Annotated in this window: 22 protein-coding genes; 11 read left to right on the plus strand and 11 right to left on the minus strand. The window is 66.8% G+C overall.

Annotated elements, in window-relative coordinates:
* Positions 1-173: 173 nt before the first annotated feature.
* Complete coding sequence (locus VMT65_RS01500) at positions 174-1,478, plus strand: family 1 glycosylhydrolase (RefSeq protein WP_326306084.1); 1,305 nt, start codon at positions 174-176, stop codon at positions 1,476-1,478.
* On the opposite strand, the gene VMT65_RS01505 is transcribed toward VMT65_RS01500, so the two are convergent.
* Positions 1,465-1,992, minus strand: a complete 528-nt coding sequence (locus tag VMT65_RS01505) for an AAA family ATPase (RefSeq protein ID WP_326306085.1) — start codon at positions 1,990-1,992, stop codon at positions 1,465-1,467. The genes VMT65_RS01500 and VMT65_RS01505 overlap by 14 nt on opposite strands.
* A gap of 688 nt (positions 1,993-2,680) precedes the next feature.
* Here VMT65_RS01505 and VMT65_RS01510 point away from each other — a divergent pair.
* Positions 2,681-3,145, plus strand: a complete 465-nt coding sequence (locus VMT65_RS01510; RefSeq protein WP_326306086.1) for a Uma2 family endonuclease — start codon at positions 2,681-2,683, stop codon at positions 3,143-3,145.
* 73 nt (positions 3,146-3,218) lie between these two features.
* Here VMT65_RS01510 and VMT65_RS01515 read toward each other — a convergent pair whose 3' ends face one another.
* Positions 3,219-3,746 carry an SMI1/KNR4 family protein gene (locus VMT65_RS01515; RefSeq protein ID WP_326306087.1) on the minus strand — a complete coding sequence of 176 codons (528 nt, stop codon included), beginning with the start codon at positions 3,744-3,746 and terminating at the stop codon, positions 3,219-3,221.
* 164 nt (positions 3,747-3,910) lie between these two features.
* Between VMT65_RS01515 and VMT65_RS01520 the strand changes: the two genes are divergently transcribed.
* Complete coding sequence (locus VMT65_RS01520; RefSeq protein WP_326306088.1) at positions 3,911-4,222, plus strand: hypothetical protein; 312 nt, start codon at positions 3,911-3,913, stop codon at positions 4,220-4,222.
* A 34-nt stretch (positions 4,223-4,256) separates the two neighbouring features.
* On the opposite strand, the gene VMT65_RS01525 is transcribed toward VMT65_RS01520, so the two are convergent.
* Positions 4,257-5,345, minus strand: a complete 1,089-nt coding sequence (locus VMT65_RS01525; protein WP_326306089.1) for a DUF1152 domain-containing protein — start codon at positions 5,343-5,345, stop codon at positions 4,257-4,259.
* Positions 5,346-5,411: 66 nt separating this feature from the next.
* Between VMT65_RS01525 and VMT65_RS01530 the strand changes: the two genes are divergently transcribed.
* The 3 genes from VMT65_RS01530 to VMT65_RS01540 all read left to right on the plus strand — a co-directional run bounded on the left by VMT65_RS01530 (position 5,412) and on the right by VMT65_RS01540 (position 7,023).
* A complete protein-coding gene (locus VMT65_RS01530) occupies positions 5,412-6,167 on the plus strand; it encodes a GntR family transcriptional regulator (RefSeq protein ID WP_326307403.1) in 756 nt (251 codons plus the stop codon).
* Positions 6,168-6,320: 153 nt separating this feature from the next.
* Positions 6,321-6,782, plus strand: a complete 462-nt coding sequence (locus VMT65_RS01535) for a hypothetical protein (RefSeq protein ID WP_326306090.1) — start codon at positions 6,321-6,323, stop codon at positions 6,780-6,782.
* 25 nt (positions 6,783-6,807) lie between these two features.
* A complete protein-coding gene (locus tag VMT65_RS01540; protein WP_326306091.1) occupies positions 6,808-7,023 on the plus strand; it encodes a hypothetical protein in 216 nt (71 codons plus the stop codon).
* A 30-nt stretch (positions 7,024-7,053) separates the two neighbouring features.
* Here VMT65_RS01540 and VMT65_RS01545 read toward each other — a convergent pair whose 3' ends face one another.
* Positions 7,054-7,893, minus strand: a complete 840-nt coding sequence (locus tag VMT65_RS01545; RefSeq protein WP_326306092.1) for an enoyl-CoA hydratase/isomerase family protein — start codon at positions 7,891-7,893, stop codon at positions 7,054-7,056.
* A gap of 174 nt (positions 7,894-8,067) precedes the next feature.
* Here VMT65_RS01545 and VMT65_RS01550 point away from each other — a divergent pair, with 174 nt between their 5' ends.
* The 3 genes from VMT65_RS01550 (at position 8,068) to VMT65_RS01560 (ending at position 11,917) form a co-directional block, all read left to right on the plus strand.
* On the plus strand, positions 8,068-8,835 hold the full coding sequence (locus VMT65_RS01550; RefSeq protein WP_326306093.1) for an ABC transporter ATP-binding protein: 768 nt from the start codon (positions 8,068-8,070) through the stop codon (positions 8,833-8,835).
* On the plus strand, positions 8,820-10,388 hold the full coding sequence (locus VMT65_RS01555; RefSeq protein ID WP_326306094.1) for a hypothetical protein: 1,569 nt from the start codon (positions 8,820-8,822) through the stop codon (positions 10,386-10,388). The genes VMT65_RS01550 and VMT65_RS01555 overlap by 16 nt, the downstream gene beginning before the upstream one ends.
* A gap of 110 nt (positions 10,389-10,498) precedes the next feature.
* Entirely contained in the window at positions 10,499-11,917 is a 1,419-nt protein-coding gene (locus VMT65_RS01560) for a vanadium-dependent haloperoxidase (RefSeq protein ID WP_326306095.1), read from the plus strand.
* 22 nt (positions 11,918-11,939) lie between these two features.
* Here VMT65_RS01560 and VMT65_RS01565 read toward each other — a convergent pair whose 3' ends face one another.
* The gene (locus VMT65_RS01565; protein WP_326306096.1) at positions 11,940-13,067 is read right to left on the minus strand and encodes a GDSL-type esterase/lipase family protein; all 1,128 of its coding nucleotides are present in this window, start codon (positions 13,065-13,067) and stop codon (positions 11,940-11,942) included.
* 111 nt (positions 13,068-13,178) lie between these two features.
* Between VMT65_RS01565 and VMT65_RS01570 the strand changes: the two genes are divergently transcribed.
* Both VMT65_RS01570 and VMT65_RS01575 read left to right on the plus strand, forming a co-directional pair.
* The gene (locus VMT65_RS01570) at positions 13,179-13,652 is read left to right on the plus strand and encodes a MarR family winged helix-turn-helix transcriptional regulator (protein WP_326306097.1); all 474 of its coding nucleotides are present in this window, start codon (positions 13,179-13,181) and stop codon (positions 13,650-13,652) included.
* Between the two features lie 101 nt (positions 13,653-13,753).
* Positions 13,754-14,596, plus strand: a complete 843-nt coding sequence (locus tag VMT65_RS01575) for a patatin-like phospholipase family protein (protein ID WP_326306098.1) — start codon at positions 13,754-13,756, stop codon at positions 14,594-14,596.
* A 46-nt stretch (positions 14,597-14,642) separates the two neighbouring features.
* On the opposite strand, the gene atzF is transcribed toward VMT65_RS01575, so the two are convergent.
* The 6 genes from atzF to VMT65_RS01605 form a co-directional block, all read right to left on the minus strand.
* Positions 14,643-16,304, minus strand: coding sequence for an allophanate hydrolase (atzF, locus tag VMT65_RS01580; RefSeq protein WP_326306099.1), 1,662 nt, complete (start codon positions 16,302-16,304; stop codon positions 14,643-14,645).
* On the minus strand, positions 16,301-18,235 hold the full coding sequence (locus VMT65_RS01585; RefSeq protein WP_442790193.1) for a 5-oxoprolinase/urea amidolyase family protein: 1,935 nt from the start codon (positions 18,233-18,235) through the stop codon (positions 16,301-16,303). The genes atzF and VMT65_RS01585 overlap by 4 nt, the downstream gene beginning before the upstream one ends.
* A 74-nt stretch (positions 18,236-18,309) precedes the next feature.
* Positions 18,310-18,927: an urea amidolyase associated protein UAAP2 gene (locus tag VMT65_RS01590; protein ID WP_326306101.1), complete on the minus strand. Its 618-nt coding sequence runs from the start codon at positions 18,925-18,927 to the stop codon at positions 18,310-18,312.
* Positions 18,924-19,670 (minus strand): DUF1989 domain-containing protein, encoded by a 747-nt coding sequence (locus VMT65_RS01595; RefSeq protein ID WP_326306102.1) that lies wholly within the window; start codon positions 19,668-19,670, stop codon positions 18,924-18,926. Before VMT65_RS01595 ends, VMT65_RS01590 begins: the two co-directional genes overlap by 4 nt.
* Positions 19,670-19,831: a hypothetical protein gene (locus VMT65_RS01600; RefSeq protein ID WP_326306103.1), complete on the minus strand. Its 162-nt coding sequence runs from the start codon at positions 19,829-19,831 to the stop codon at positions 19,670-19,672. Before VMT65_RS01600 ends, VMT65_RS01595 begins: the two co-directional genes overlap by 1 nt.
* Before the next feature lie 18 nt (positions 19,832-19,849).
* The gene (locus VMT65_RS01605; protein ID WP_326306104.1) at positions 19,850-21,418 is read right to left on the minus strand and encodes an amino acid permease; all 1,569 of its coding nucleotides are present in this window, start codon (positions 21,416-21,418) and stop codon (positions 19,850-19,852) included.
* Positions 21,419-21,530 lie beyond the last annotated feature (112 nt).

Here is a 21,530-nt window from a genome sequence, read left to right on the forward strand (position 1 = left end):
CCGCTGGCCGACTCGCCGGTGACGAACACTCCGTTCGTTGCCGGCGAGTTCTATTTGTAGGTGTTTCGTGTCGAACCACGATCGACCCGGCACATTCCCGCAATAAAGCTCAGCTATCCAGGAATTAGTTACCGCATTCACTCATTTCGAGTACTGGTCCTGGGGAAGTGCTGATGCGCACTCGATTTCGCTGTCTCGCCGCGGCCGGGCTCGTCGCGGCCGCCACCCTGCTGCTGGTGCCCGGTGCCGCCCGCACCGCACCGGAAAGACCGACGAGTGTGCTCGGGGATGACTTTCTCTGGGGTGTGGCGGCTTCTGGATTTCAATCCGAAGGCCAGTCACCCGACAGCAATTGGACCCGCTACATCGAGGCCAATCCCGGCTGGGATCGGCTCGGCGATTCCGTCGATTTCCGCGACCGGTTTCGAAGCGATATCGCACTGGCCAAGGGTCTCGGTGTGAAGGTTTTCCGCATCGGCGTGGAATGGGCGCGCCTGGAACCCCAACCGGGAGTATGGGATCGGGCCGCCTTCGACTATTACGACCAGGTGGTCGACGCCATTGTGGCGGCCGGTATGCGGCCCATGCTGACCCTGGACCACTGGGTGTACCCGGGTTGGGAAGCCGACCGGGGCGGCTGGAGCAATCCCGACATGGTGGGGGATTGGCTTACCAATATGCGCAGGGTCGTCGACCACTTCGCGACTCGCGACCCGATCTGGGTCACCATCAACGAGCCGGTCGCCTACATCGTGCACGAGGTCACCCTGAGCGGCACGGACGCCGACCAGATGCTCCACCGAGTAGCCCAGGCGCACAACACCATCTACGACTACATCCACCAGGTCCAACCAAATGCCTTGGTAACCAGCAACGTCGGCTACGTCGCGGGCGCGGAGTCCCAAGTCAACGGTCCCCTCATGGACCTGATCGGCCAAAAGCTCGATTTCATCGGCATCGACTACTACTTCGGCTACGAGCCCCCCAACCTGGCCGCCACCTCTCCCGCCCCCACGGGCATGTGGGACCTCCCCGTCCACCCCGAAGGCATCTACTTCGCCCTACAACACTATTCACAACGCTTCCCCGGCAAGCCCCTCTGGATAGTCGAAAACGGCATCCCCACCCAAAACGGCAACCCCCGCCCCGACGGCTACACCCGCTCCCAACACCTCGAAGACACCATCTACTGGCTCCAACGCGCAAAGTCCCATGGCATGAACGTAATCGGCTACAACTACTGGAGCCTCACCGACAACTACGAATGGTCCTCCTACACCCCAAGATTCGGCCTCTACACGGTGAACACCCTGTCGGACCCCACCCTCACCCGCACCCCCACCGACGCCGTAACCACCTACCGCGCCATCATCACAAACAACGGCGTCCCCCCGACCTACCTCCCCTCCCACCCACCCGCCGCCTGCGACCTGATCGACCCACCCGCCAGCTGCACCACCCCACTCACGACCCCATAGCCACCGCCCGCACCCGCGCCGCCAGCGCCACATGATCGACCTCCCGAGTGGTATCAACCGACAACACCACCCCCACCCCGAGCGGCTCCGCCCGCGCGGCCCAGTCATCCCAGTCCTCCGCCAGCCGCTGATCATCCCGATAGATCAGCGGCCGCCGCCGCGCGACATACCTGGCCCTGGCCACGCCCGCGGGAATCTCACACCACACCTCAACAACCCTGCCGGCACCCGCTTTCTCAATCCCCGCCCGCACAAACCCCAAATCCCGCGGCTTGAACCACCACGAGTCGACAACGACATCGCCCCCCAACCGCCCCGCGATCCCCCACACCGCCTCCATAGCAACCCCACCCAATTCCGGTACCTCGGAAGCATTTTCGAGACACCCCGCCAACGCCTCCTTGACCGCATCCTTGGACAGGAACGCCGCCCCCAACGCCCGCGAAAGCCCCACCCCAAGCGTGCTCTTCCCCGCCCCCGGAAGCCCATTCACCAAAACCAGCAACCCATTCACACCACGAGCATGCATCCTGACAGCCAAACACCGAGAAGCCCCCTGCTCAATTGCATGCTCGTGGGCGCTGGGCGCTGGGCGATCAGGCTGGGGTCGGTTTGATGGCGATGCTGTGCAGAGTCTGGGGTGATGTCTCGTTATCTGCCCCGAAGACAGTAAGTCCCACCCTCCGAACGGTTCGCAAGGGTACGTCGGGAAGCACGAGGGTCACCGAAGCGTCCTGAGCCTGCCGCTCAAAGTCCGGATTGCTCACCATGAACGCCGCATCAACCGTCCACCGGTACCGAACCAACCCGTCCCCACCCCGCGACCGCCTCCCATCAAGCGTCACCACCTGCCCGCTATACCCAGTCGTCGGCCCATCGATAACCGCTCGCACCCCGCCACTCCCATCGGACGCTCCCATGCGCGCGATCGTATCCACCAAACCGGACGCTTCCGACCACCGAGTGACACATCCTGGAGGTGATATGCCCGAATTCCCCGCCAAGACGTGCCACTCGACGACTGGTACTGGGCCCAACAGGACCTAGTGGATGTGTTTTCTGAACGATGTCGATGCCCGAGCTGAACAATTCATTTGTGCGTATGCCCGCTTCCGGTCGATGGACTGCACCCGATCTCGACCACCTGCCCGAAAACGGTCTCAGGTACGAGGTCCTAAAACGGTCAGCTCATCGTGCACGCAGTGCCCACGCCGATCCACCAATCGATGGTCTTTGCATTGGGAAGCCTTCTCGGCCAGGCTCTTCCCGATGATTTCATCGTGCTTCCCGGCGTCGGAGTACTCGTCGGCGACGATGAGCCCATTCCGGACCTGATCGTGTGCGGAAGTGTCATCAGCTGGGAGGATCGAGGGATACCCGCCGACCAGGTCAACCTGGTGGTGGAGGTTGTCTCCCTCGCGACTGCCGCCATGGACCGCAAGATCAAGCCGGAGATCTACGCCCACGCCGGGATCCCGAACTACTGGCGCCTCGAAAGGAACCGCTTCACTGGACAGTTGCCAGGCGAAGACCTGCCGGTGCTGTTTGTGTACGCCCTCGGTGTGGATGGCGAATACGAACTGACTCACCGTTGTCCAGCGGGCAAGGAAACTGTCCTGCACATCCCCTTCGATGTCACCTTCGATCCTGTGACGTTGTTGCCGTAAGACAATCGGCTCGATTCCACCCGCTGGGTCCGGATTCCAGCAGAACGTCCTCTTCTGCCGATGAGCGAGCCTGCTACGCCTTGAGTTCGTCAGCGATGAACTCATGGGCGTTGGCGATGGTGGCAGCGAGCCAGGCTTCGAAGCTTGGGTACTCCAGGTCATAGCCACTTTGGCAGTCATAGCAAACGCTCTGTGATTCGCGGCCATCCGTGGCAATCATGGCCACTAGATAGCGCGCGGTCTCATGGTCCGCCGCCAGCATCACGCGGGCATGACCGGGTGGAACCTCTACGACCTCATCTTCTTCACTGTCGAAATAGGCGTTGGCACCAACGTTGTTCGCCGACCACGAACTGTCCTCTGTACCGAGGTCCTCGACGGCAAAGAAATTCAACGTCACCGCCAGTGAAGCCCATCCATTGACAGCACGAATCACCCGCAGGTAGCTGTCGTCGAACACCACACCAAGACGTTGCTCGGCTGCGGTGATCGAACTGTCGGGCGCAGCGGTCCCGGGCGCTTTGGGGCTGGGTAATCGGTAAGACGCTGTTGTTTCTGGTAGAGCTCGCGCATCGTGCCAGGCCAGTCGGTCATTGACCAATCATGCATGAATGACATTAGCCAAGGACTGAAGAAGCGCAGCCCTGGCCTCTGGTGTCGCCTCGGCCTGTTCAGAAACGCACTGAACTGCCGCTTCCTGCGCTGTCTTCTCCGGCCGCGGAGCGTCATCGGGGCGACCGGCTCGGTAGGACGCATGATCAGCGGATGGCAAGTGAGCCGTCGGAGGACGAGCAGTTTCGGTTTCGAGTCGAGAGTGTCTTCACGCTGACCGGTCGTGGCGTAAGGGTGATCGTTGGCTACATCGAGCAGGGGCGCGTTTCGATCGGCGATCGACTCCAACTGTTGCGGACCGGTGGTGAGTCAGGATCTTCGGGAACCTGCAAAGCAGTGGAGTACGTCGACAAGGTGAGCTGGCGGCCGGGCCGACCGGTCACGATGGGACTGATCGTGCCCGAGTTTGACGAAATCGAGGTCGGTTCAGGCGATTTCCTCATCGGTGATACCACCGACACATAGGCGAAGCGGCTAACCTCGGTGGCGCCCATTGACTTCACATGGTCACTCGGTACAGCGGCGGGCGGAAGTTGTTGGGGCGTTGGTCCGCGAGCAGGGACCGCAACGCGGATGTTGCGGGTGGGTCGATCGCCTGGACCATTTCGGCGACGCGTCGCACGGTGAGGGCCTCAATACCGCGATCTCGGCAGCGCTCTGCATATCTGTCGATGATGTTCAGCGATTCTGATGTGGGCATTCGGACCTCGGCGCGTTCACCCGTGGCTCTGCGGCGTTCGATATCCAGTTCGCTGCGACCGCCGCGATACTCCCGCAGGATCTGTTCGGCTCGCTCCAGGCTAGTCGTTGATGAAAGTGGTGCGGCCAGTGAGGAATCCGCCAACGAGTGCGCGTCGACCTCGTATACCCGTGTCGCGTCGTCGGTGAGGCTGACGATCGCCCCTCGTTGGGTCTCGATCGTGCCCCGCCAGCCGGTCGCTGCAGTTGCGAGAAGTGCCGTTGCCTCGGATGGATGCCAGGACCAGATGTCGTGGAATGGCTCGGCATCACCCGGGGTTAGGTTCGTGACCGGGTGGCCCCCGAGCGCATCGATCCGCGTCCGCACTTGTGTCGGGGAGAGTTCGCCGTCGAGGCCGGGTCCGGCGATCAGGACGCGGGTTGCGATCCCCGATTGCACCGCGGCGGCAAGGGCGAGTGAGTCGGCCAATGGGCTGTGCAGACTTGCCTCGTGCCCTTCGGCGATGACATCGCCGCCAACGTCCACCACGGCCAACTCATCGGCGTCGAATACCTTTGCAGCCCGGCGAATCAGCTCGGCCATCCCGACCGCACCGCCTGCCGCCTCGAGCAAGAGAAGGGGTTGAGAGACGCAACTCGCCAGTTGAGGCAATGTAGATGTGCCCTTGTGCAGCGCGGAGGTCTCCACCACTTCCGACGCACCGCCACGATCAACCAGGCCAACGAAATCCGCGCGGACCCTGGGCCCCGGAGTTGGGTCGATCATGAACCGATCCCAGGAATAGCTCATGATCGCCACGATTCCCAGCTCGGGCATTGCAGAGGCAAGCATGGCGGCGGTGATCGCGTCACCGCCGCCTCCAGCGGCTATCGCTATCGCAGTACGCATGGCTCGGCTCCCTCGCCCGTGTCCGCCCTCCGTATAGTGGCTAGTGGCATATGGTAGTTGACGGAGGTGGCAGGGTTGCCTGAGATCCAAGAGGTCGTGCCGAAGTACAAGCAGATCTTCGGCTATCTGAAAGACCAGATCATTCGAGGCGATCTGCTTCCCGGCGCGGAAGTTCCCTCCGAACGCGAGTTGGCTGCCGCCTGGAACGTCGCCCGTCCGACAGCGGCGAAGGCATTGCAGGCGTTGCGTCAGGACGGACTTGTCGAATCCCGGCAGGGCTCAGGCACATTCGTGCGCGAGCCACATGCCGCTCCGCGGGCACGTGAGCGCCTCGAATGGGCCGCCGCGCTGGGCACTGCGTACTCCGACTCCGAAAGCGTGGAGTTCCCGTTCGTCGGCATAGTTGATGGCCCGGATTATGTGACCGATGCCCTCGGCCTCCCGCTCGGCAGCCAGGTGATTCAGCGTCAGCGCATCATCACCAGCCAGACCAGCGGCCTCGTCGAGCTGTCGACGTCATGGTTCTCAGCGGCTCTCGCTGACGCCGCACCAAGGCTGCTGATGACTGAACGTGTTGGTGGCGGCACCTTGGGTTACATTGCGAAAGCAGCTGGCATTCGCGCGATCTCGGCACGTGATCGTGGATGCTCCCGGTTTGCCTCCGAGGGAGAACGGGCTGCGCTCGGCCTGTCGGATCCCTCACCGGTTCTGGTGTATTGGCTGGTCGCCTACGACGGAGCTGACGTCGCGATCCAGTTTGACGAGGCCGTCTACCCGCCCGGGCGGTGGGCGTTCAAGCAGGAGTACCCCGTACACGTCTAACGCCGCGCGATCGCTTCACGAAGGTTCCCATCTTCTGCAAGTGGTCTATGCCACTATGGTCTAAAGTGGCATAGACCACTTGGATCGGCGACCCGCCTCGTGACCCTGTCGCCGATCGAGTTCCTAAGACCATGACGTCGGCAAGGTGTGACGATGGCGTTGACCGAAGTGGAAGCGAAAACGCTTGGCGCCCTGTGTGCTTCGGAGCCGGTGGATGCGCTCACAGTCCGGCAGATTCGGCTGCGTACCGGGCTCGGCGAGAGATCGATCAGGCACGCGCTGAGTCGTCTCGCTCGGACCGGTTTGGTGCTCAGCACGCGGCAATGGCCGACGAAGTGGCGATCAACTGATCGCGGCCGGTTGGCGGTCAAGAAGTCCCTGTACAGGGAGTTTATAGCTGAGGCCACCCCCGACACCGCATCAGGTGATGACATGTATTCCGCTGTTTCGCACTACAGAATCGCGATGACCAGACCGCTGACAGGGCTGGAACTGCGACTAATGCTGGCGCGGCACGCGACCTGCAATGCGGGCCATGGCCACACGAGCGACGACTGCAGTGCTCTTACTCAACTGCTTGATCTCCGTGAATTCAATGCGCATCCCTTGCCGTAGGTCCCGCGCAAGCCAGGAGTTGATCATGACCAATCCTTATGTGGCCCCACACGAGTATCCGAAACATGACCCTGCGGATTCGATCCGCAAGCATCCCGCTTGGCATGCGAAACCAGCCCTGCATGCCGTCTTTTCGCGCCGAGACATCGATTCCCTTCTGGAGGCTCACGATAATGACGCCTGCCGAGCCGCCGGCTGCGAGTTGCGGCTGTATCTGCTTGCACTGCGCGACGGTCAATAGGGAATGTCTTTGCCGTCGAGGGTGATTGGCTCAAACTTGGTTGTCGATTTCCGTTGGTGAGGAGAAGTCGGACAGGTTGCCGGTCCAGTGGGGGTTTCGGCGGTCAAGGTAGGCGCGGACGCCTTCCTTGGCGTCGTCCTGGGACATGAGGGTTCGGTGGAGGGCGGTTTCCGATTCGCCTATGTGGGCGGCGTCGTGTTCGAAGGTGGACCAGAGGAGGCGTTTGGCGGCTGCTACCGAGAGCGGGGCGGTGTTGACGGCGAGATCGCGGGCTAGGGCGTAGGCCGAGTCGAGCACTTGGTTCGCGGGTACCGATTGGGTGGACAAGCCCCAGGCGGCGGCTTGGCGGCCGTCGAAAGTTGTTCCGGCGAGGAGTAATTGGGCGGCTCGGGAGATGCCGATGAGGCGGGGGAGGGTCCAGTGGGAGTAGGCGTCGGGGAGGATGCCTCGGCGAACCTGGGGGATGGCGTATTTGGCGTCTTCGGCCATGATGCGGAGGTCGCACTGGAGGGCCAGGGTGAGGCCGATTCCGATGGCGTGGCCGTTGACCGCGGCGATGACCGGTTTGCGCAGCCGCCAGGCGGGTGGGTTCACACCGGCGGCGGAGAAGTCGGCGGCGGGGGCGGTGAAGGTGGTGTCGCCGGGTGAGAGGTCCGCGCCCCCGCAGAAGGCGGGTGGGGTGCCGGTGAGGACGATGACGCGGACGTTGTCGTCGGCGTCGCAGACCCGGTAGGCGTGGGAGAGTTCGGTCCCCATTTCGCGGGTGAAGGCATTGCGGCGGTCGGGGCGGTTCAGGGTGATCGTGGCTATTCGGTCGGCCACCTGAACGGTCAGGGTGCGGTAGTCGTCGTATTCGGTTATCGGGTCCATCGCATACCTCCGGGGTGAAGCTAACCGGTGGGAAGCGCCCCGGTGACAGCCCCGGTTCCACTGGCTGAAACGTGCGCTCGTTGCGGTGGCGGGGTGCGTGGCGATAAGTCTGTGAACAGCGACTTCGGACGTATCGTTGACCTTCGGGCCACCGGGATGCTCCAAGGAGGGGCGATGACGACCAATGGGCAGATGGCACTCGAGTTGGACGGGCTGTACAAGCGGTTCGGGGGGCCGTGGGTGGTCGACGGGGTGAGCTTGCGGGTGCCGCCGGGGTCGTTCTTCGGTCTGGTGGGACCGAACGGGGCGGGTAAGACGACCACGCTGTCGATGGCCGTCGGACTGTTGCGACCGGATCAGGGGACCGCGCGGATCTTCGGAACCAATGTGTGGGAAGACCCGGTCCGAGCCAAGACCGTGGTGGGCGTGCTGCCGGACGGGCTGGCGCTGCCCGAACGCCTGACCGGCCGCGAACTGCTCAACTACACGGGTCTGCTGCGCGGCATGGACAAGGCGACCGTGGTGGGCCGCGCGGACGAACTGCTCACCGTCCTCGAACTCAATGACGCGGAAAACACCGTGGTCGTGGACTATTCGGCCGGTATGCGCAAGAAGATCGGCCTCGCCACCGCGCTGCTGCACGCGCCGAAACTGCTGGTGCTGGACGAGCCGTTCGAGGCGGTGGACCCGGTGTCGGCGAGCACCATTCGCACGATTCTCCAGCGCTTCGTGGCGTCCGGGGGCTCGGTCGTGCTGTCCAGCCACGTCATGGCCCTGGTCGAGAGCATGTGCGACCGCGTCGCCGTCATTCACCGCGGCAAGGTGGTGGCCGCGGGCACCCTCGCCGAGGTGCGCGGCGAGGGGACCCTCGAGGAGGCGTTCGTGCGTTTCGTCGGCGGTCACGTGGGCGGCGAGGAGGGGCTGTCGTGGTTGGCGTCCTGATCCGCATGCGGCTCACCATCACCCGGCGGCACATGCGGGAAGGCCGTGCGGCACTGAACTTCTGGCTGGGCAGCGTCATCGGACTGATCGCGGCGGCGGTCACCGCGCTGCTCATCGCGACGGCGCACAACAGTCTGCACGGCGGAGTGACCATCGCGGCCGCGCTGTTCGCGGCCTGGACCCTCGGCTGGATCTGCGGTCCGGTCATCACCGGCAGCAGTGACGAGACACTGCAACCCGAGCAATTCCGATTGCTGCCGTTGACGGCTCGGCAACTGGCGTATGGCCTGGCGGCCGCGGCCTTCGTCGGTCCCGCGCCCATTGTCAATCTGATCGCCTTCGGCGGATTGGTACTGCTTGCCGCGCCGATCGGCTTGGGTGCCACGGGCATCGCGATTCTCGGTGTGCTGCTGCAACTCGTGTTCGTGGTGCTGCTGTCGCGGGTCGTGGTGGCCTGGTTGGGCGCGGCCATGCGCTCGCGGCGCGGCAGGGATCTGGGCGTGCTGTTCGCGGCCCTCATCGGCTTGTCGTATTACCCACTGAACCTGCTGATCTCGGCGGTCGGACCGAAACTGGACGGCGACAATGGCGGCCTGTCGGTGACCCTGCGCGCGCTGCCGTCCGGCTGGGCCCCGTATGCGGTGGAGGCCGCGGCGCGCGGCGACTACCTGCTCGCGCTGCTGCCGCTGCTCGGACTGGCACTGCTCGCGCTGGCGCTCTGGCAGGCCTGGGCGGTACTGCTGGAACGGCGTCTGACCACCCCCGCCGCCCCGGCCGGACAAATCGTCGACACCGGCGGCGGTCTGCTGGACCGCTTCATCCCGCCGACACCGGTCGGCGCGATGGTCACCAAGGAACTGCGCACCTGGTGGCGCGACGGCCGTCGCCGCGCGGCCCTGCTGCCGCTGCTGCTCATCGGCTTCGTCCTGCCGATCTTCCTGTCGGTGCGCTCGGGCGGTAGCGGAACCATCCCGTTCTCGGGCGCTTTCGTGGTGTGGCTGGCCACCATGTCCAGCACCAACCTGTACGGATTCGACGGCACGGCCGTCTGGCAAACGCTGGTGACCCCGGGCGCGGAACGCGCGGATGTCCGGGGCCGCGCCTACGCCTGGTTCATTCTGGTCGCGCCCGTGGCGGTGCTCGCCACGATCGTCCTGCCCGGCGCGCTCGGCAAGGCGTACCTGTATCCGTGGGCGCTGGCGACACTTCCGGTGCTGCTCGGCGTCGGCGCGGGCAGCGTGGTGTTCCTGTCCACGCACGCCGCCTTCGCCCTGCCGCCCCAGGGCGGCAATCCATTCGCCAGCTCCGGGAATCCGGGCTGCACCAAGCTGCTGTTTCAGCTCTCGGTCGGCCTGGCGCAGTTGTTGGCCACCGCCCCGGTGCTGGCGATCTTGGGACTCGGTGCGGGCCTGCACATTCCACTACTCCAATGGGCGGCACTACCGGTCGGTCTTGTTCTCGGCGCGTTCGCCGCGGTCCTCGGAATCCGAACCGCGACCACCCGATTGGAGACCCGCGGCCCCGAATTGCTGGCCGAAGTGAAACCGCGCTGAGCGCCGCTACTTGCACATGGAACGATCAAGCGCCCGAATTCGGGTAGCGCACTACTGCGGAGTTCTCCCGCCGCGCCCCTCATTCTGGATCTCGCTCGCCGAGAGCTCGAATGATCTGGGAGACAGCGAAAGTGGATCAAGTCCTGTATTGGAACGCGGTGGCGCTCGAGTCGGATCGCATGGCGCACACCGAGATCAAACCCGTGGAACGCGGGTCCCGCGGTCCGGTCGGCAGTTCCCGTGCCCTGGCCATTGTGCACCTGGCCATGCACGATGCCATCTTCAGCATTTTCGGTGCACCGCACGGCACCTGGCTGACCGCGCCCCCGGTGGCGGCCAATGGCGCGGCACCCGACGCCGCCATCGCCGTGGCCGCCCACACCACCCTGTCCGCGCTGTATCCGGCGCAGACTGCGCGCCTGGACAAGGCCCTGCGCGAGGCGGGCTTGCGTGGGCCGGGGACCGGGCGCGGCAGTACCCACGGGCAAGCGGTCGGCCGCGCGGTGCTCAAGGCCCGTGCGGGTGATCCGAACCTGAGCGATACCGACTATCACCCGGATACGGCTCCACCCAACCACCGTCCCGATCCGGCCAATCCGAAACAGGGCTACTACGCACCGCATTACGGGGCTCGCTCCCGCTGCTTCGCGGTCACCAGCCGCTACACCCTCGATCCGCCGCCCAAGAACAACGATCCCCGCTACCTGGCGGTGCTGCGTGAGGTGCGGACCAAAGGCGGTGCCGCCGAGGCGATCACCGGGCGCACGCCCGACGAAACGCTGCGCGCCCTGTTCTGGGCCTACGACAGCGCGAAACAGCTCGGCACACCGCCGCGCTTCTACAACCTCGTCACCCGGGAGATCGCCATCGCCCGCGGCAATGACATCGAACAGAACGCCCGGCTGTTCGCCCTGGTCAACACCGCGCTGGCCGATGCCGGAATTCTGTGCTGGGACGACAAGTACCGGCACAACCTGTGGCGTCCGATCCTCGGCATTCGCGAGTTCGACCCGACCCTCGGACCGGAGGCCATGCCGGGCAACGGCCTCGACGGCGACTGCGATCCGGGCTGGCTGCCGCACGGCGCACCCCGCAGCAATGAGATCGCGGCGAATCTCACCCCGCCCTCCCCGTCCTACCCCTCCGCGCACGCCACCTTCGGCGGCGCGGCCTTCCAATCCATTCGCCGCTACTACGATATCTCCGCCGACGGACCCGACATCCTCACCGACGGACTGGGTTTCGTCTCCGAGGAACTCAATGGGGTGACCACCGACAATCGCGGTGTGGTCCGGCCCCGCCACGTCCGCCGCTTCCCGGGCGGCCTGTGGCAGATGATGGAGGAGAACGCGCTCAGTCGCGTATTCCTCGGCGTGAACTGGCCTTTCGATGCCTTCGCCACCGATCTCGCCGGGCACATGGACCTGTCGCAGAATGTCGGCGGCGTCCGGCTGGGCCGCGATATCGCGGATGACCTGTGGGCCAGTGGATTACGGCAGGATCAGGCGGCCGGACCGCGCCTGCCCTGACCCCGCCGTAACCGGTTGGCGTTCAGCGGAACACCGCGGGCAGCACGGTGAGATCCACCGTCTCCGCCAGCAACCGGGCTCCGGCGTCATTGAGGTGCATGCCGTCGCCGCTGTCCAGGTCGGGGCGGATGAAGTCCCGGTCCTCCGGATTCTCCACCGCCGCCGCCACATCGAAGACGGCGTCGAACACGTCGGTGGTGCGCAGCCACTCGTTGACCGCGCGGCGCACCGGAATGCCCTCGGTCACCGACAGACCCGGGTAGATCGCCCCGCCGAAGGGTCCAATGGTGTTGGCGTAGATGGGAAGTCCCGCCTCGTGTGCCCGCCGGGCCAGCTCGGTGAAACCGGCGATCAGCTGTTCGGCGGTCGCGGTACCGGCGAGGATCAGGTCATTGATGCCGAAGTTGGCCCACACGGCCACCGCGCCCGGCACCGACAGCACGTCCCGCTCGAACCGCGCCAGGCCGTGCTCGCCGACCTCGTCGGTCAGCAGACGGTTTCCGCTGATGCCCTGATTGACCGCCCAGCCCCGGCCCAGCCGCTCGTTCAGCACATCCACCGAACGCCGGTTCGCACCGTGGGTGGAGCCCACGCCCTCGAACCACGAGTCGCCGAAGGCCACCAGCACCGGAGCTTCGGAATCGACAGCGACGTCGATCCCGGTGAGGAGGAACCGCGCCGCGGTCTCCTCGGCATCGGACGGTGCAGCGTCGCCCGTCCGATCGCCGGTGCTGATCCAGGCGCTCTCGACCGGGAACTGCGCGAACGCGGGCAGCGCGGACTCCGGCAGATACACGCTGAGCGACAGTTCGGTTCCCGCCTCGACGGGGAACGCGACCGGATCGCTGACGATATCGGCCCCGGCCGGAATCCGAACGGACGCGGCCCCCTCGAACCGCACCTGCCGCTGTGTCTCGGCCACGATCTCGCCACCCGCCTTGCGGACCGCGATCCGGGCCGCGCCGATCACCAGCTCCTCCGCGCCGTACCGGTTGGTCAGCCGCACCCGCAGCGCCGACCCGCCCCCGGCGACCCGCACGACCTGCCGGACCGTCTCGCCCGCGAAGGCGCGCGGCTCGGCCAGCTTGATCTCCTCGGCCGGATTCACCAGCGGCGCACGGTAACCCGCCACCCAGTACTGCGTCGTCATCGAAACCTCCACTTAGTTGCACTGCGGAATATTGCGTCGACAACAAAGATATCCCAGATGTTCCGCGTGTCAACTATCCCCATCGAAAACGTTTGGTTTACGCTGCTCACCGTGGATCCCAAGCATCTCTTCGACGACCCTCGCCTGACCGCCGTCGGGCTGCTGTACGAGGCGCACGACGGGCTCATCGCCCGGTTGGAGGAGACCTGGAAGAAAAACGGACTCTCCGGCCTCGACCTGAATGCCCTCATGCGCCTGAGCCGTTCCCCCGGCCGCAAGCTGCGCATGACGGACCTGGCCACCCAAACCAGCCTGTCCACCAGCGGCGTGACCCGCCTCGTGGATCGCCTGGAGCGCAACGGTTTCGTCCGCCGCGAGGCCGACCCCGCCGACCGCCGCAGCTCCTACGCCGTCCTCACCGCCGCCGGCGCAACCCGGGTCGCCCGCGTCCTCCCCGCCTACCTCGAGGGCGTAGACCGCTGGTTCACCAGCCTCCTTACCCCCCAACAACTCGACGACCTGACCGCCAGCCTGCGCATCATCCGCGACGCCACCAACCCCGACGCCACCCAGATGTCGGAATGACCGCTGCTGTGAGATCGCGGCCATGGCCGTCCTATTCGCCGTCCAGCCGGTAGTTTTCACAGCGCAGGGTGCCTTTGCGGCGGTGAGAAAGTGGGAATGGTATGGCGATCGAACGTGCGTTGGTGCTCGGTGGGGGTGGGGTGGCGGGGATTGCCTGGGCCACGGGGATTGTGGCGGGGTTGGCGGATTCGGGGGTGGATGTGACGGGGGCGGATCTGTTGTTGGGGACCTCGGCGGGGTCGAATGTGGCGGCGCAGGTGGGGAGTGGGGTGCCGGTGGCGGAATTGGTTCGGCGGCAGGTGGATCCGGCGGTGCAGAGTCGGGAGATCGTGCCGTCGCTGGACAAGGTCGCCGCGCTGTGGGAGACGTATGCGGCGATTCTCGAGGAGACGCAAGGGGATCCGGAGGCGCGGCAGCGGCGCATTGGGGCGCTGGCGTTGACCGCGGAGACCGTGAGTGAGCCGGAGCGGCGGGCCGTGATCGAATCGCGGTTGCCGGTGCACGAATGGCCCGAGCGGGATCTGCGGATCACGACGGTCAATGCCGAGACGGGTGTGGCGCGGGTGTTGGACCGGAACTCCGGCATCGGGCTGGTCGACGCGGTCGCGGCGAGTTCCGCGGTGCCCATGGTGTGGCCGTGCGTGACGCTCGACGACGCGCGCTATACCGATGGCGGCGTGCGGACTTCGACCAATGCCGATCTGGCGGCTGGGTACGCCCGGGTGCTGGTGATCGCGCCCATGCCGGACGAGGATCTGGAGACCCAGGTGGCGGGGCTGGTCGCGGGCGGGGCGCGGGTCGAGGTGATCGTTCCGGACGAGGCGTCCATCACCGCGTTCGGGGCCAATCCGCTCGACACCGCCACCCGCGTTCCGGCGCTGGAAGCCGGTCGCGCCCAGGCCAAGTCGGATGCGGCCAGGATCGCGCGGCTCTGGCAGGAGTGAATCGGCACCGGCAGGCGTGAAGCGGTTCAGGCAGGAGTGAATCGGCTCAGCCGATCGCCCCGGCCGCCAGGGCCGCGCGCCAGCCGCCGTATTCGCTGATGTCCTTGGCGGATTCGGCGGCGGCACCGGCGCAGCCGAACCCGGTGTGCCAGGTGCCGTCGGCGAGTTCGACGGCACCGAGCTGCATCGGGGCGGGCAGATTCGCGAGGAAACCGCCGAGGGCGGCGGGGGAGAGCAGCCAGCGTTCCCCGGCCACGCGGACGCCGGATTCGGTATCGGGGACCCGGGTCACCGCGGGTTTCGGGGGCACGGTGTCCAGGGCCGCCAATCGATAGTTCGGCGCGGTCTCGACCGGACCGGCCCAGCGTGCGCCGAGCTCGGTCAGCTGGAATTCGAGCGGTTGGCCACGCAGGTGCGCGCCGAAGACGACGAGGTCCCGCACGGGTGCGACGGCCGTCGGCCAAGAGGGGACCTCGAGCTCGGTTCCGGTGACCAGCGCCGCAATGTCCAGTGCGACAGCGTCTTCGAAGGCTCGCGCCAGCACCGTCACTCCGAAGAACGGCTCCGGCGTCGGCACGGCGACCGCACACAGGTCGAAGAGGTTGCAGAAGTTCGTGTAGGTGCCGAGCCGGGAATTGACCGCGATCGGATCGGCCGCGACCTCGGCGATGGTGGGGTGGACCGGAACGGTCGGGGTCAGCAGGGCATCCGCGCCCGCGAGGCTCGACATGGCCACGGAGCGCAGGCGTTCCAGCTCCGCGAGATCGGAGACGAGCCGATGGGCGGGCAGGTCGCGAGCACCGCGAATGATGGAACCGACTGTGGGATCGACGGATTCGGGGTGTGCGTCGACGAACGCGCCGACGGCCGCGTACCGCTCGGCGACCAAAGCGCCCTCATAGAGGAGTTTCGCGGCGGCCAGGAACGGAGTCGGATCCACTTCGACAATGGTCGCGCCGCGATCGCGCAGTGCGGCGACCGTCTCCTCGAAGACCTTGTGCCACAGCGGATCCAGGTCGGGCAGCTCGGAGAAGACCGCCACCACCGGCCGCGGCGGTGCGGCCAGACGGGTGTCCGCGGGCCAGGCGCGTCCGGCCGTGCCCGCCGCCATCGCACCCATGGCCCGATCGGCCGTCCGCAGGTCGGCGGCGAAGATGGTCACACAGTCGTAGGACCGGCAAGCGGGAACGACACCCTCGGTGGAGATCACGCCGACGGTCGGCTTGATCCCGACCAGCCCGTGCAATGCCGCCGGAACCCGCCCGGACCCGGCGGTATCGGTGCCGATGGCGATATCTGCCTCACCGGTGGCCACCGCCACCGCGGACCCGGAACTCGAACCGCCCGAGACATATCCGGGCCGCAAGGCATTCTCGACGACCCCGTACGGCGAGCGTGTACCGACCAGCCCGGTGGCGAACTGATCCAAATTCGTCTTGCCCACCACAACCGCCCCGGCCGCCCGCAGCGCCGCCACCGCGGGCGCGTCGCGCTCGGGCGTGTAGGCGAAGTCCGGGCAGGCGGCGGTGGTCGGCAGCCCGGCGACATCGACATTGTCCTTGACGGCCAACCGCAGCCCGGCCAAAGTGCCAGCGGCGGTGGCGGATTCCGCCTCCACCTCGGGCGCGGGTCGGCGGTGGATCCACACGGTCATGTGACGACTCCTCGATTGGGCTCGGTGATGCGGGTGGGGCGGCCGTGGGCTCACGGCTTCTCGGTGAGTTCGCCCGCCTCGCGCCAGGAATTGCGTTCGGCGGTGAAGGCTTGCGACTGGCGGGTGCGGAAGTCGGCGATGGAGGTGGCGTTGTCGGCCAGGAATTTCCGGTAGTCGACCAGGCGGAATTCGCCGTCCTCGGCGTGCAGGCGGCCGCGGCCCGCGGCGGTGTCGGCGCGGAGGTCCAGGAGTTCCTCGGCGGTCACCGGGTACCAGCTGATGCGGTCGAAATAGCGCAGCAGCCAGGGGTCTTCGTCGATGCCGGTGGAGCGGTGGTTCCAGACCTGGGTGGTGCGGCCGACGAACTGGTAGCCGCCGGGGCCCTCCATGCCGTAGATGCACAGGTACGCGCCGCCGATGCCGACGGCGTTCTCCGGTGTCCAGGTGCGGGCGGGGTTGTACTTGGTGGTCACCAGGCGGTGGCGCGGGTCGGTGGGGGTGGCGACGGGTGCGCCGAGGTAGACGTCGCCCAGGCCGAGCACCAGGTATTCGGCGGCGAAGACGGTGTCGAAAACCTCGTCCACCGACGACAATCCGTTCATCCGCCGAATGAACTCGATGTTCCACGGGCACCACGGGGCGTCGGCGCGGACGCCGTGCATGTAGCGGGTGATGGCCTCGCGGGTGGACGGGTCGTCCCAGGACAGCGGCAGCCGCACGGTGCGGCTGGGCACCACCAGGTCGTCGGCCGAGGGCAGCTCGGCCTCCACCTCGGCGAGCAGGTCCAGTAGCTTGCGGGTGGGCAGCCGATCCGGATCATTGCGGACCTGCAGCGACCGCACGCCCGGGGTCAACTCGGTAATGCCCGGCTCGCGACGCTCCAACAGGGCCTGATGCAGGGCGTGAACCCGGGCCCGCAGCTCCAGATCCAATGTCATATCACCGTATTCGACAAGCAGACCGTCATTGCCCGCCCGCCGATAGGTGACCGCGCTGTCCGCGCCGTCGCGGCGGGCCAGCACCCCGTCGTCCCCATCGCCGCCGGTGGACAACACCACCGGCCACGCCGCCCGCCGCTCGGCCCCCAACTCCCGCAGCGAGGCCGCGCGATCGGCGCGCACCGGCACGAAACGCACACTGTCGCCGGGCGTGAGCTGGCCCAGCTTCCAGCGATCGGCCGCCACCACCGTCACCGGGCAGACGAAGCCACCGAGGCTGGGCCCGTCCGGACCGAGCAGGATCGGGGTATCGCCGGTGAAGTCCAGTGCCCCAATGGAATACGCGGTGTCGTGAATATTGGACGGATGCAGTCCCGCCTCGCCGCCGTCGAGCCGCGCCCACTGCGGTTTCGGCCCGATGAGCCGCACGCCGGTCCGATCGGAGTTGAAGTGCACCTCGTAGTCGGTGCCGACAATGGTCTCGAAGTCGGCGCGGGTGAAGAACTCCGGCGCGCCGTGCGGTCCCTCGGTGACGGCCAGCTCCCACCGCCGGGTCAGGACCGGCTGATCCTCACCGGTAACCCCGGCGGTGACGTGTCCGGGGGTGCCGAGGGTGAACTCATCGTCGACCGCCAGCGCCCGACCGGTACCGCCGCCGAACTTCCCCAGCGTGAAAGTCGAACGGCTGCCCAGGTATTCGGGAACTTCGAGGCCACCCGCGACCAGGATGTAGCACCGCATGCCCGGCCCGCGGACCATTCCGACATCCAGAATGCCCCCCGCGGGCACCAGCACACTGCGCCACTGCCGCACGGCCCGGCCATTGACCGCGACCGGCACCGGCGCACCCGTGACGCACACCCAGGTGGCGGTGTCGAAGCGCAGGGCGGGTCCGCCCAGCGTGCACTCCAAACCCGCGGCGCCCTCCGGATTTCCGAGCGCGCGATTGCCCAGACGGAAGGAGAGGTCATCCATCGGACCGGACGGTGGCACACCCACATGCCAGTAGCCGACGCGACCCGGCCAATCCTGCACGGTGGTCTGCATTCCGGGCCGCAGCACCCGGAAAGTGGCTGTGGCGCACGCGGTTTCAATAGCCGCTAGCTCCGGCAGGACGGCCGTCATCGGGTCACCACCATCCGCACCGGGGTCGGATCGAAGCCATTGCAGGGGTTGTTGATCTGCGGGCAGTTCGAGACCAGCACCAGCGTGTCGATCTCCGCGCGCAAGGTGATCTTCTTCCCCGGCGCGGACAGCCCGTCCACAATGCCCAGCGTGCCGTCGGCCTCGACCGGAACATTCATGAACCAGTTGATATTCGAGACCAGATCGCGCTTGCCCAGCCCCCACTTCAGCCCCTCGTCGAGGAAGTTCTCCACGCAGGCGTGCTGATGCCGGGTGTGATGGCCGTAGCGCAGCGTATTGGACTCCTGCGAGCACGCGCCCGCCACCGTGTCGTGATTGCCGACCTCGTCGGCGACCACCGTCATGAGCGGCGTGCCGGTCTCGGTCAGCAGCACGCTGCCGGTGCCGAGAAAGATATTGCGCTGCGCGGTGATGGTGGCCTGCGCGCTGTAGCGGTCGGTGTGATCGGCGGCGCTGTAGAGCAGGCAGTCCACGGCCTGATTGCCGTGCAGGTCGATGATCTCGAGCTGGTCCCCGGCGCGCACCACGGCCGACCAGGGCGCGCGGGCGGGGACGGTCTCGTCCAGGACGACGGTGCGAGCGGCGGTGATCATGCGAGGGCCTCCAGAGTGCGTGCGTGCCAATCCCGTTCGGTGTTCTCCACCGCGCGCAGGTATTCCGGGTCGGTGTTGTGGGCGGCCGAGAGCTCTTCGGGCGCGGACCAGGCCACCAGGTCGAGATCGGTCGGGGGAGTGGGGTCCAGGGGATGCTCGGCATTGGCCACCAGCACCGTCACCGGCAGGTGCACGAGCAGGTCGACCGCCGCACCGGCACCGGAACCGCCGGACATCGTCAGCGCCCCATCGGATTCCACCCGCACGCCTCGGAAGAACGACACCGTCGGCCCGATGTCCCGTGGCTCGAGCCCCTGCTTGACCCCCGCCAGCCGCAGCCGCTCCCGCGCGGTGGGCGAAGGCCCGCACAGCGTGTCGTGGCGGCCCGACGAATCCGCCACCACCGTGGCCAGCACCCGCCCCTGATCCGACAGCAGCGGATGCCCGACACCCAGGTACGCCTGCCACGGCACCTTCACCGTGTCGGCGACATTCAGCCGCTCCCAGGGAGATTCGGCACGCAGCAGCAACAGGTGCGCGCACGCCGCGCCGAACGGATCCGACAGTCGCACCCGGGTACCGCGTGCCAGCACCACATTCGCGTAACCATTCGCCGGAATACGCTGGGCGAACGTGATTCTCGCGGCTTCGACCCCGGCGGGCAGCTCGGGCCCGATCCGGCTCGCGGCGGCCGCCTGGGCGCGGGCGTGCTCGCGCGCACCGGTGGTATCGGCTGTGGTCATTACTCCTCCGTTCCTCGAATGTCTTCGGTCGCCCGATGTGCGGGCGGGGCACCCGTCCGGTGATCGCGCCACCGCCGCCAGGCGCGGCGCAGCAGGTCGTCGAGCAGCATGGCCAGCTCGGGGCGACCGTGCAGGCGGGGGTCGGGTTGGGGCGCGATCATCGCCAATCTCCCCGGGGTTCAGGCGATCTGGGTGGCGGGCACGGCCTCGACCAGTCCGCGCGCGGGCGTCACGATGCGGTGCACCACCGCGCCCACCGCCACCGTGATCAGCACGAACAGCGGTGCGGCCCAGAGCATCCACCAGCCGCCACCGGTCGGGGTGTAGACCGCGCTGCGCGGCCAGGCCAGGTTCACCGCCATGGCGATGCCCCACACCACGGCCAGGGCATTGATCGGAATGCCGAAGCGGCCCAACGCGAACAGCTTCGTGCCCGCGGCGTCACCGGCGACATCGGCGGGCCAGCCCTTGACGCGCCGCACCAGCAGCGGGACCGTGACCAGCAGATACGCCAGGTACAGCATGACGATGCAGACACTGGCCAGGGTCGCGAACATGGCGGCGTTGCCCAGGTTGAGCGCCAGCAGTCCGATGCCGAGCACGCCGATCACGACGGCGGGCCACACCGGGGTGCCGAAGCGCGGATGCACCGTCGACAGCGGCTTGGCGAACGGCAGCCGACCGTCGCGGGCCATGGAGAACAGCAGGCGCGAGCCCGCCGTCTGAATCGCCAAGGTGCACACCGTGATCGCGCACGCCACACAGGCCAGCACGATCTTGCCGGGCACCGTGGTCAGCTTGGCCTCGATCACGTACGCCAGACCGCCGCTGGCCAGCGACCCGTCGCTCAGGCTCGGCGCGGCCATGAGGGCGCCCAACAGGATCAGCCCGCCGCCCAGCGCCGAGACCGCCAGCGCCGAGAGAATGGTGCGCGGCGCGACGTGGCGCGGATTCTTGGTCTCCTCGGAAAGCTCACCGGCGGAATCGAATCCGACCATCACATAGGCGGCCATCAGCCCCGACGCCAGGAACGCGGCCCAGTACGGCCCGCTCGCGGCCTGATCGGTGTGGGTGACCACGCCCGGCCCGCGATCGGTGTGGGTGAAGAAGACCGCGATCACCGCGCACACGCCGACGATCTCGATGGTCACGCCGAGGGAATTGATGCGTGCCATCCAGTCGATGCCCACCACATTGATGACCGTGGTGACCACCAGCAGCACACTGCCCAGCAGCACCGCGTTCGAGGCACCGTCGCGCGAGGTGAGATCGCTGTCGGTGCCGATCAGCTGGAATCCGGACCAGATGCTCGGCAGCACCACCTGCAGCGCGATGGCGGCCGCCGCGGCGGTGACGATCTGCGCGATGATCATCATCCAGCCCGCGAACCAGCCCACCACCTCCCCGGCCAGTCGCCGCGACCACTGGTAGATACAGCCCGAGATCGGGTAGCGCGCCGCCAGTTCCGCGAAGTTCAGCGCCACCAGGAACTGGCCCGCGAACACGATCGGCCAGGTCCAGAAGAAGGCCGCGCCCCCGAAGGAGTAGCCGAAGCCGAAGAACTGGAAGATCGTGGTCAGGATGGAGACGAAGGAGAATCCGGCGGCGAAGGAGGCGTAGCGGCCCAGCTTGCGATGCAGAATGGGCTGGTAGCCGAAGCGCGCGAGGTCGGCGCTGTCGGAGTTCGAGGTGGTGTCGGGAAGGCTCGGCGGGTGGTCGGGGGCGATGGCATCGGCGGAGGCAACCATGGCGGCGGGTCTTTCACGAGGGGAATATCTATCGATTGAAAGTTTTCCGTCCGCGATCGCTCGCCCGGTGACGCCGTTGTATCGGTCAGATGGCCGGGCGTAACTTCTGCAT

The sequence above is a fragment of the Nocardia sp. CDC153 genome (assembly GCF_035818515.1).
In the GTDB taxonomy this organism is placed as follows: Bacteria; Actinomycetota; Actinomycetes; order Mycobacteriales; family Mycobacteriaceae; genus Nocardia.

Excerpts from the sequence above, each read along its gene's own strand:
- VMT65_RS01500 (WP_326306084.1), top strand. The coding sequence starts at position 174 with ATGCGCACTCGATTTCGCTGTCTCGCCGCGGCCGGGCTCGTCGCGGCC.
- VMT65_RS01520 (WP_326306088.1), top strand. The coding sequence starts at position 3,911 with ATGGCAAGTGAGCCGTCGGAGGACGAGCAGTTTCGGTTTCGAGTCGAG.
- VMT65_RS01525 (WP_326306089.1), bottom strand. The coding sequence starts at position 5,345 with ATGCGTACTGCGATAGCGATAGCCGCTGGAGGCGGCGGTGACGCGATC.
- VMT65_RS01535 (WP_326306090.1), top strand. The coding sequence starts at position 6,321 with ATGGCGTTGACCGAAGTGGAAGCGAAAACGCTTGGCGCCCTGTGTGCT.
- VMT65_RS01540 (WP_326306091.1), top strand. The coding sequence starts at position 6,808 with ATGACCAATCCTTATGTGGCCCCACACGAGTATCCGAAACATGACCCT.
- VMT65_RS01545 (WP_326306092.1), bottom strand. The coding sequence starts at position 7,893 with ATGGACCCGATAACCGAATACGACGACTACCGCACCCTGACCGTTCAG.
- VMT65_RS01550 (WP_326306093.1), top strand. The coding sequence starts at position 8,068 with ATGACGACCAATGGGCAGATGGCACTCGAGTTGGACGGGCTGTACAAG.
- VMT65_RS01560 (WP_326306095.1), top strand. The coding sequence starts at position 10,499 with ATGATCTGGGAGACAGCGAAAGTGGATCAAGTCCTGTATTGGAACGCG.
- VMT65_RS01565 (WP_326306096.1), bottom strand. The coding sequence starts at position 13,067 with ATGACGACGCAGTACTGGGTGGCGGGTTACCGTGCGCCGCTGGTGAAT.
- VMT65_RS01575 (WP_326306098.1), top strand. The coding sequence starts at position 13,754 with ATGGCGATCGAACGTGCGTTGGTGCTCGGTGGGGGTGGGGTGGCGGGG.
- VMT65_RS01585 (WP_442790193.1), bottom strand. The coding sequence starts at position 18,235 with ATGCAGACCACCGTGCAGGATTGGCCGGGTCGCGTCGGCTACTGGCAT.
- VMT65_RS01590 (WP_326306101.1), bottom strand. The coding sequence starts at position 18,927 with ATGATCACCGCCGCTCGCACCGTCGTCCTGGACGAGACCGTCCCCGCC.
- VMT65_RS01595 (WP_326306102.1), bottom strand. The coding sequence starts at position 19,670 with ATGACCACAGCCGATACCACCGGTGCGCGCGAGCACGCCCGCGCCCAG.
- VMT65_RS01600 (WP_326306103.1), bottom strand. The coding sequence starts at position 19,831 with ATGATCGCGCCCCAACCCGACCCCCGCCTGCACGGTCGCCCCGAGCTG.
- VMT65_RS01605 (WP_326306104.1), bottom strand. The coding sequence starts at position 21,418 with ATGGTTGCCTCCGCCGATGCCATCGCCCCCGACCACCCGCCGAGCCTT.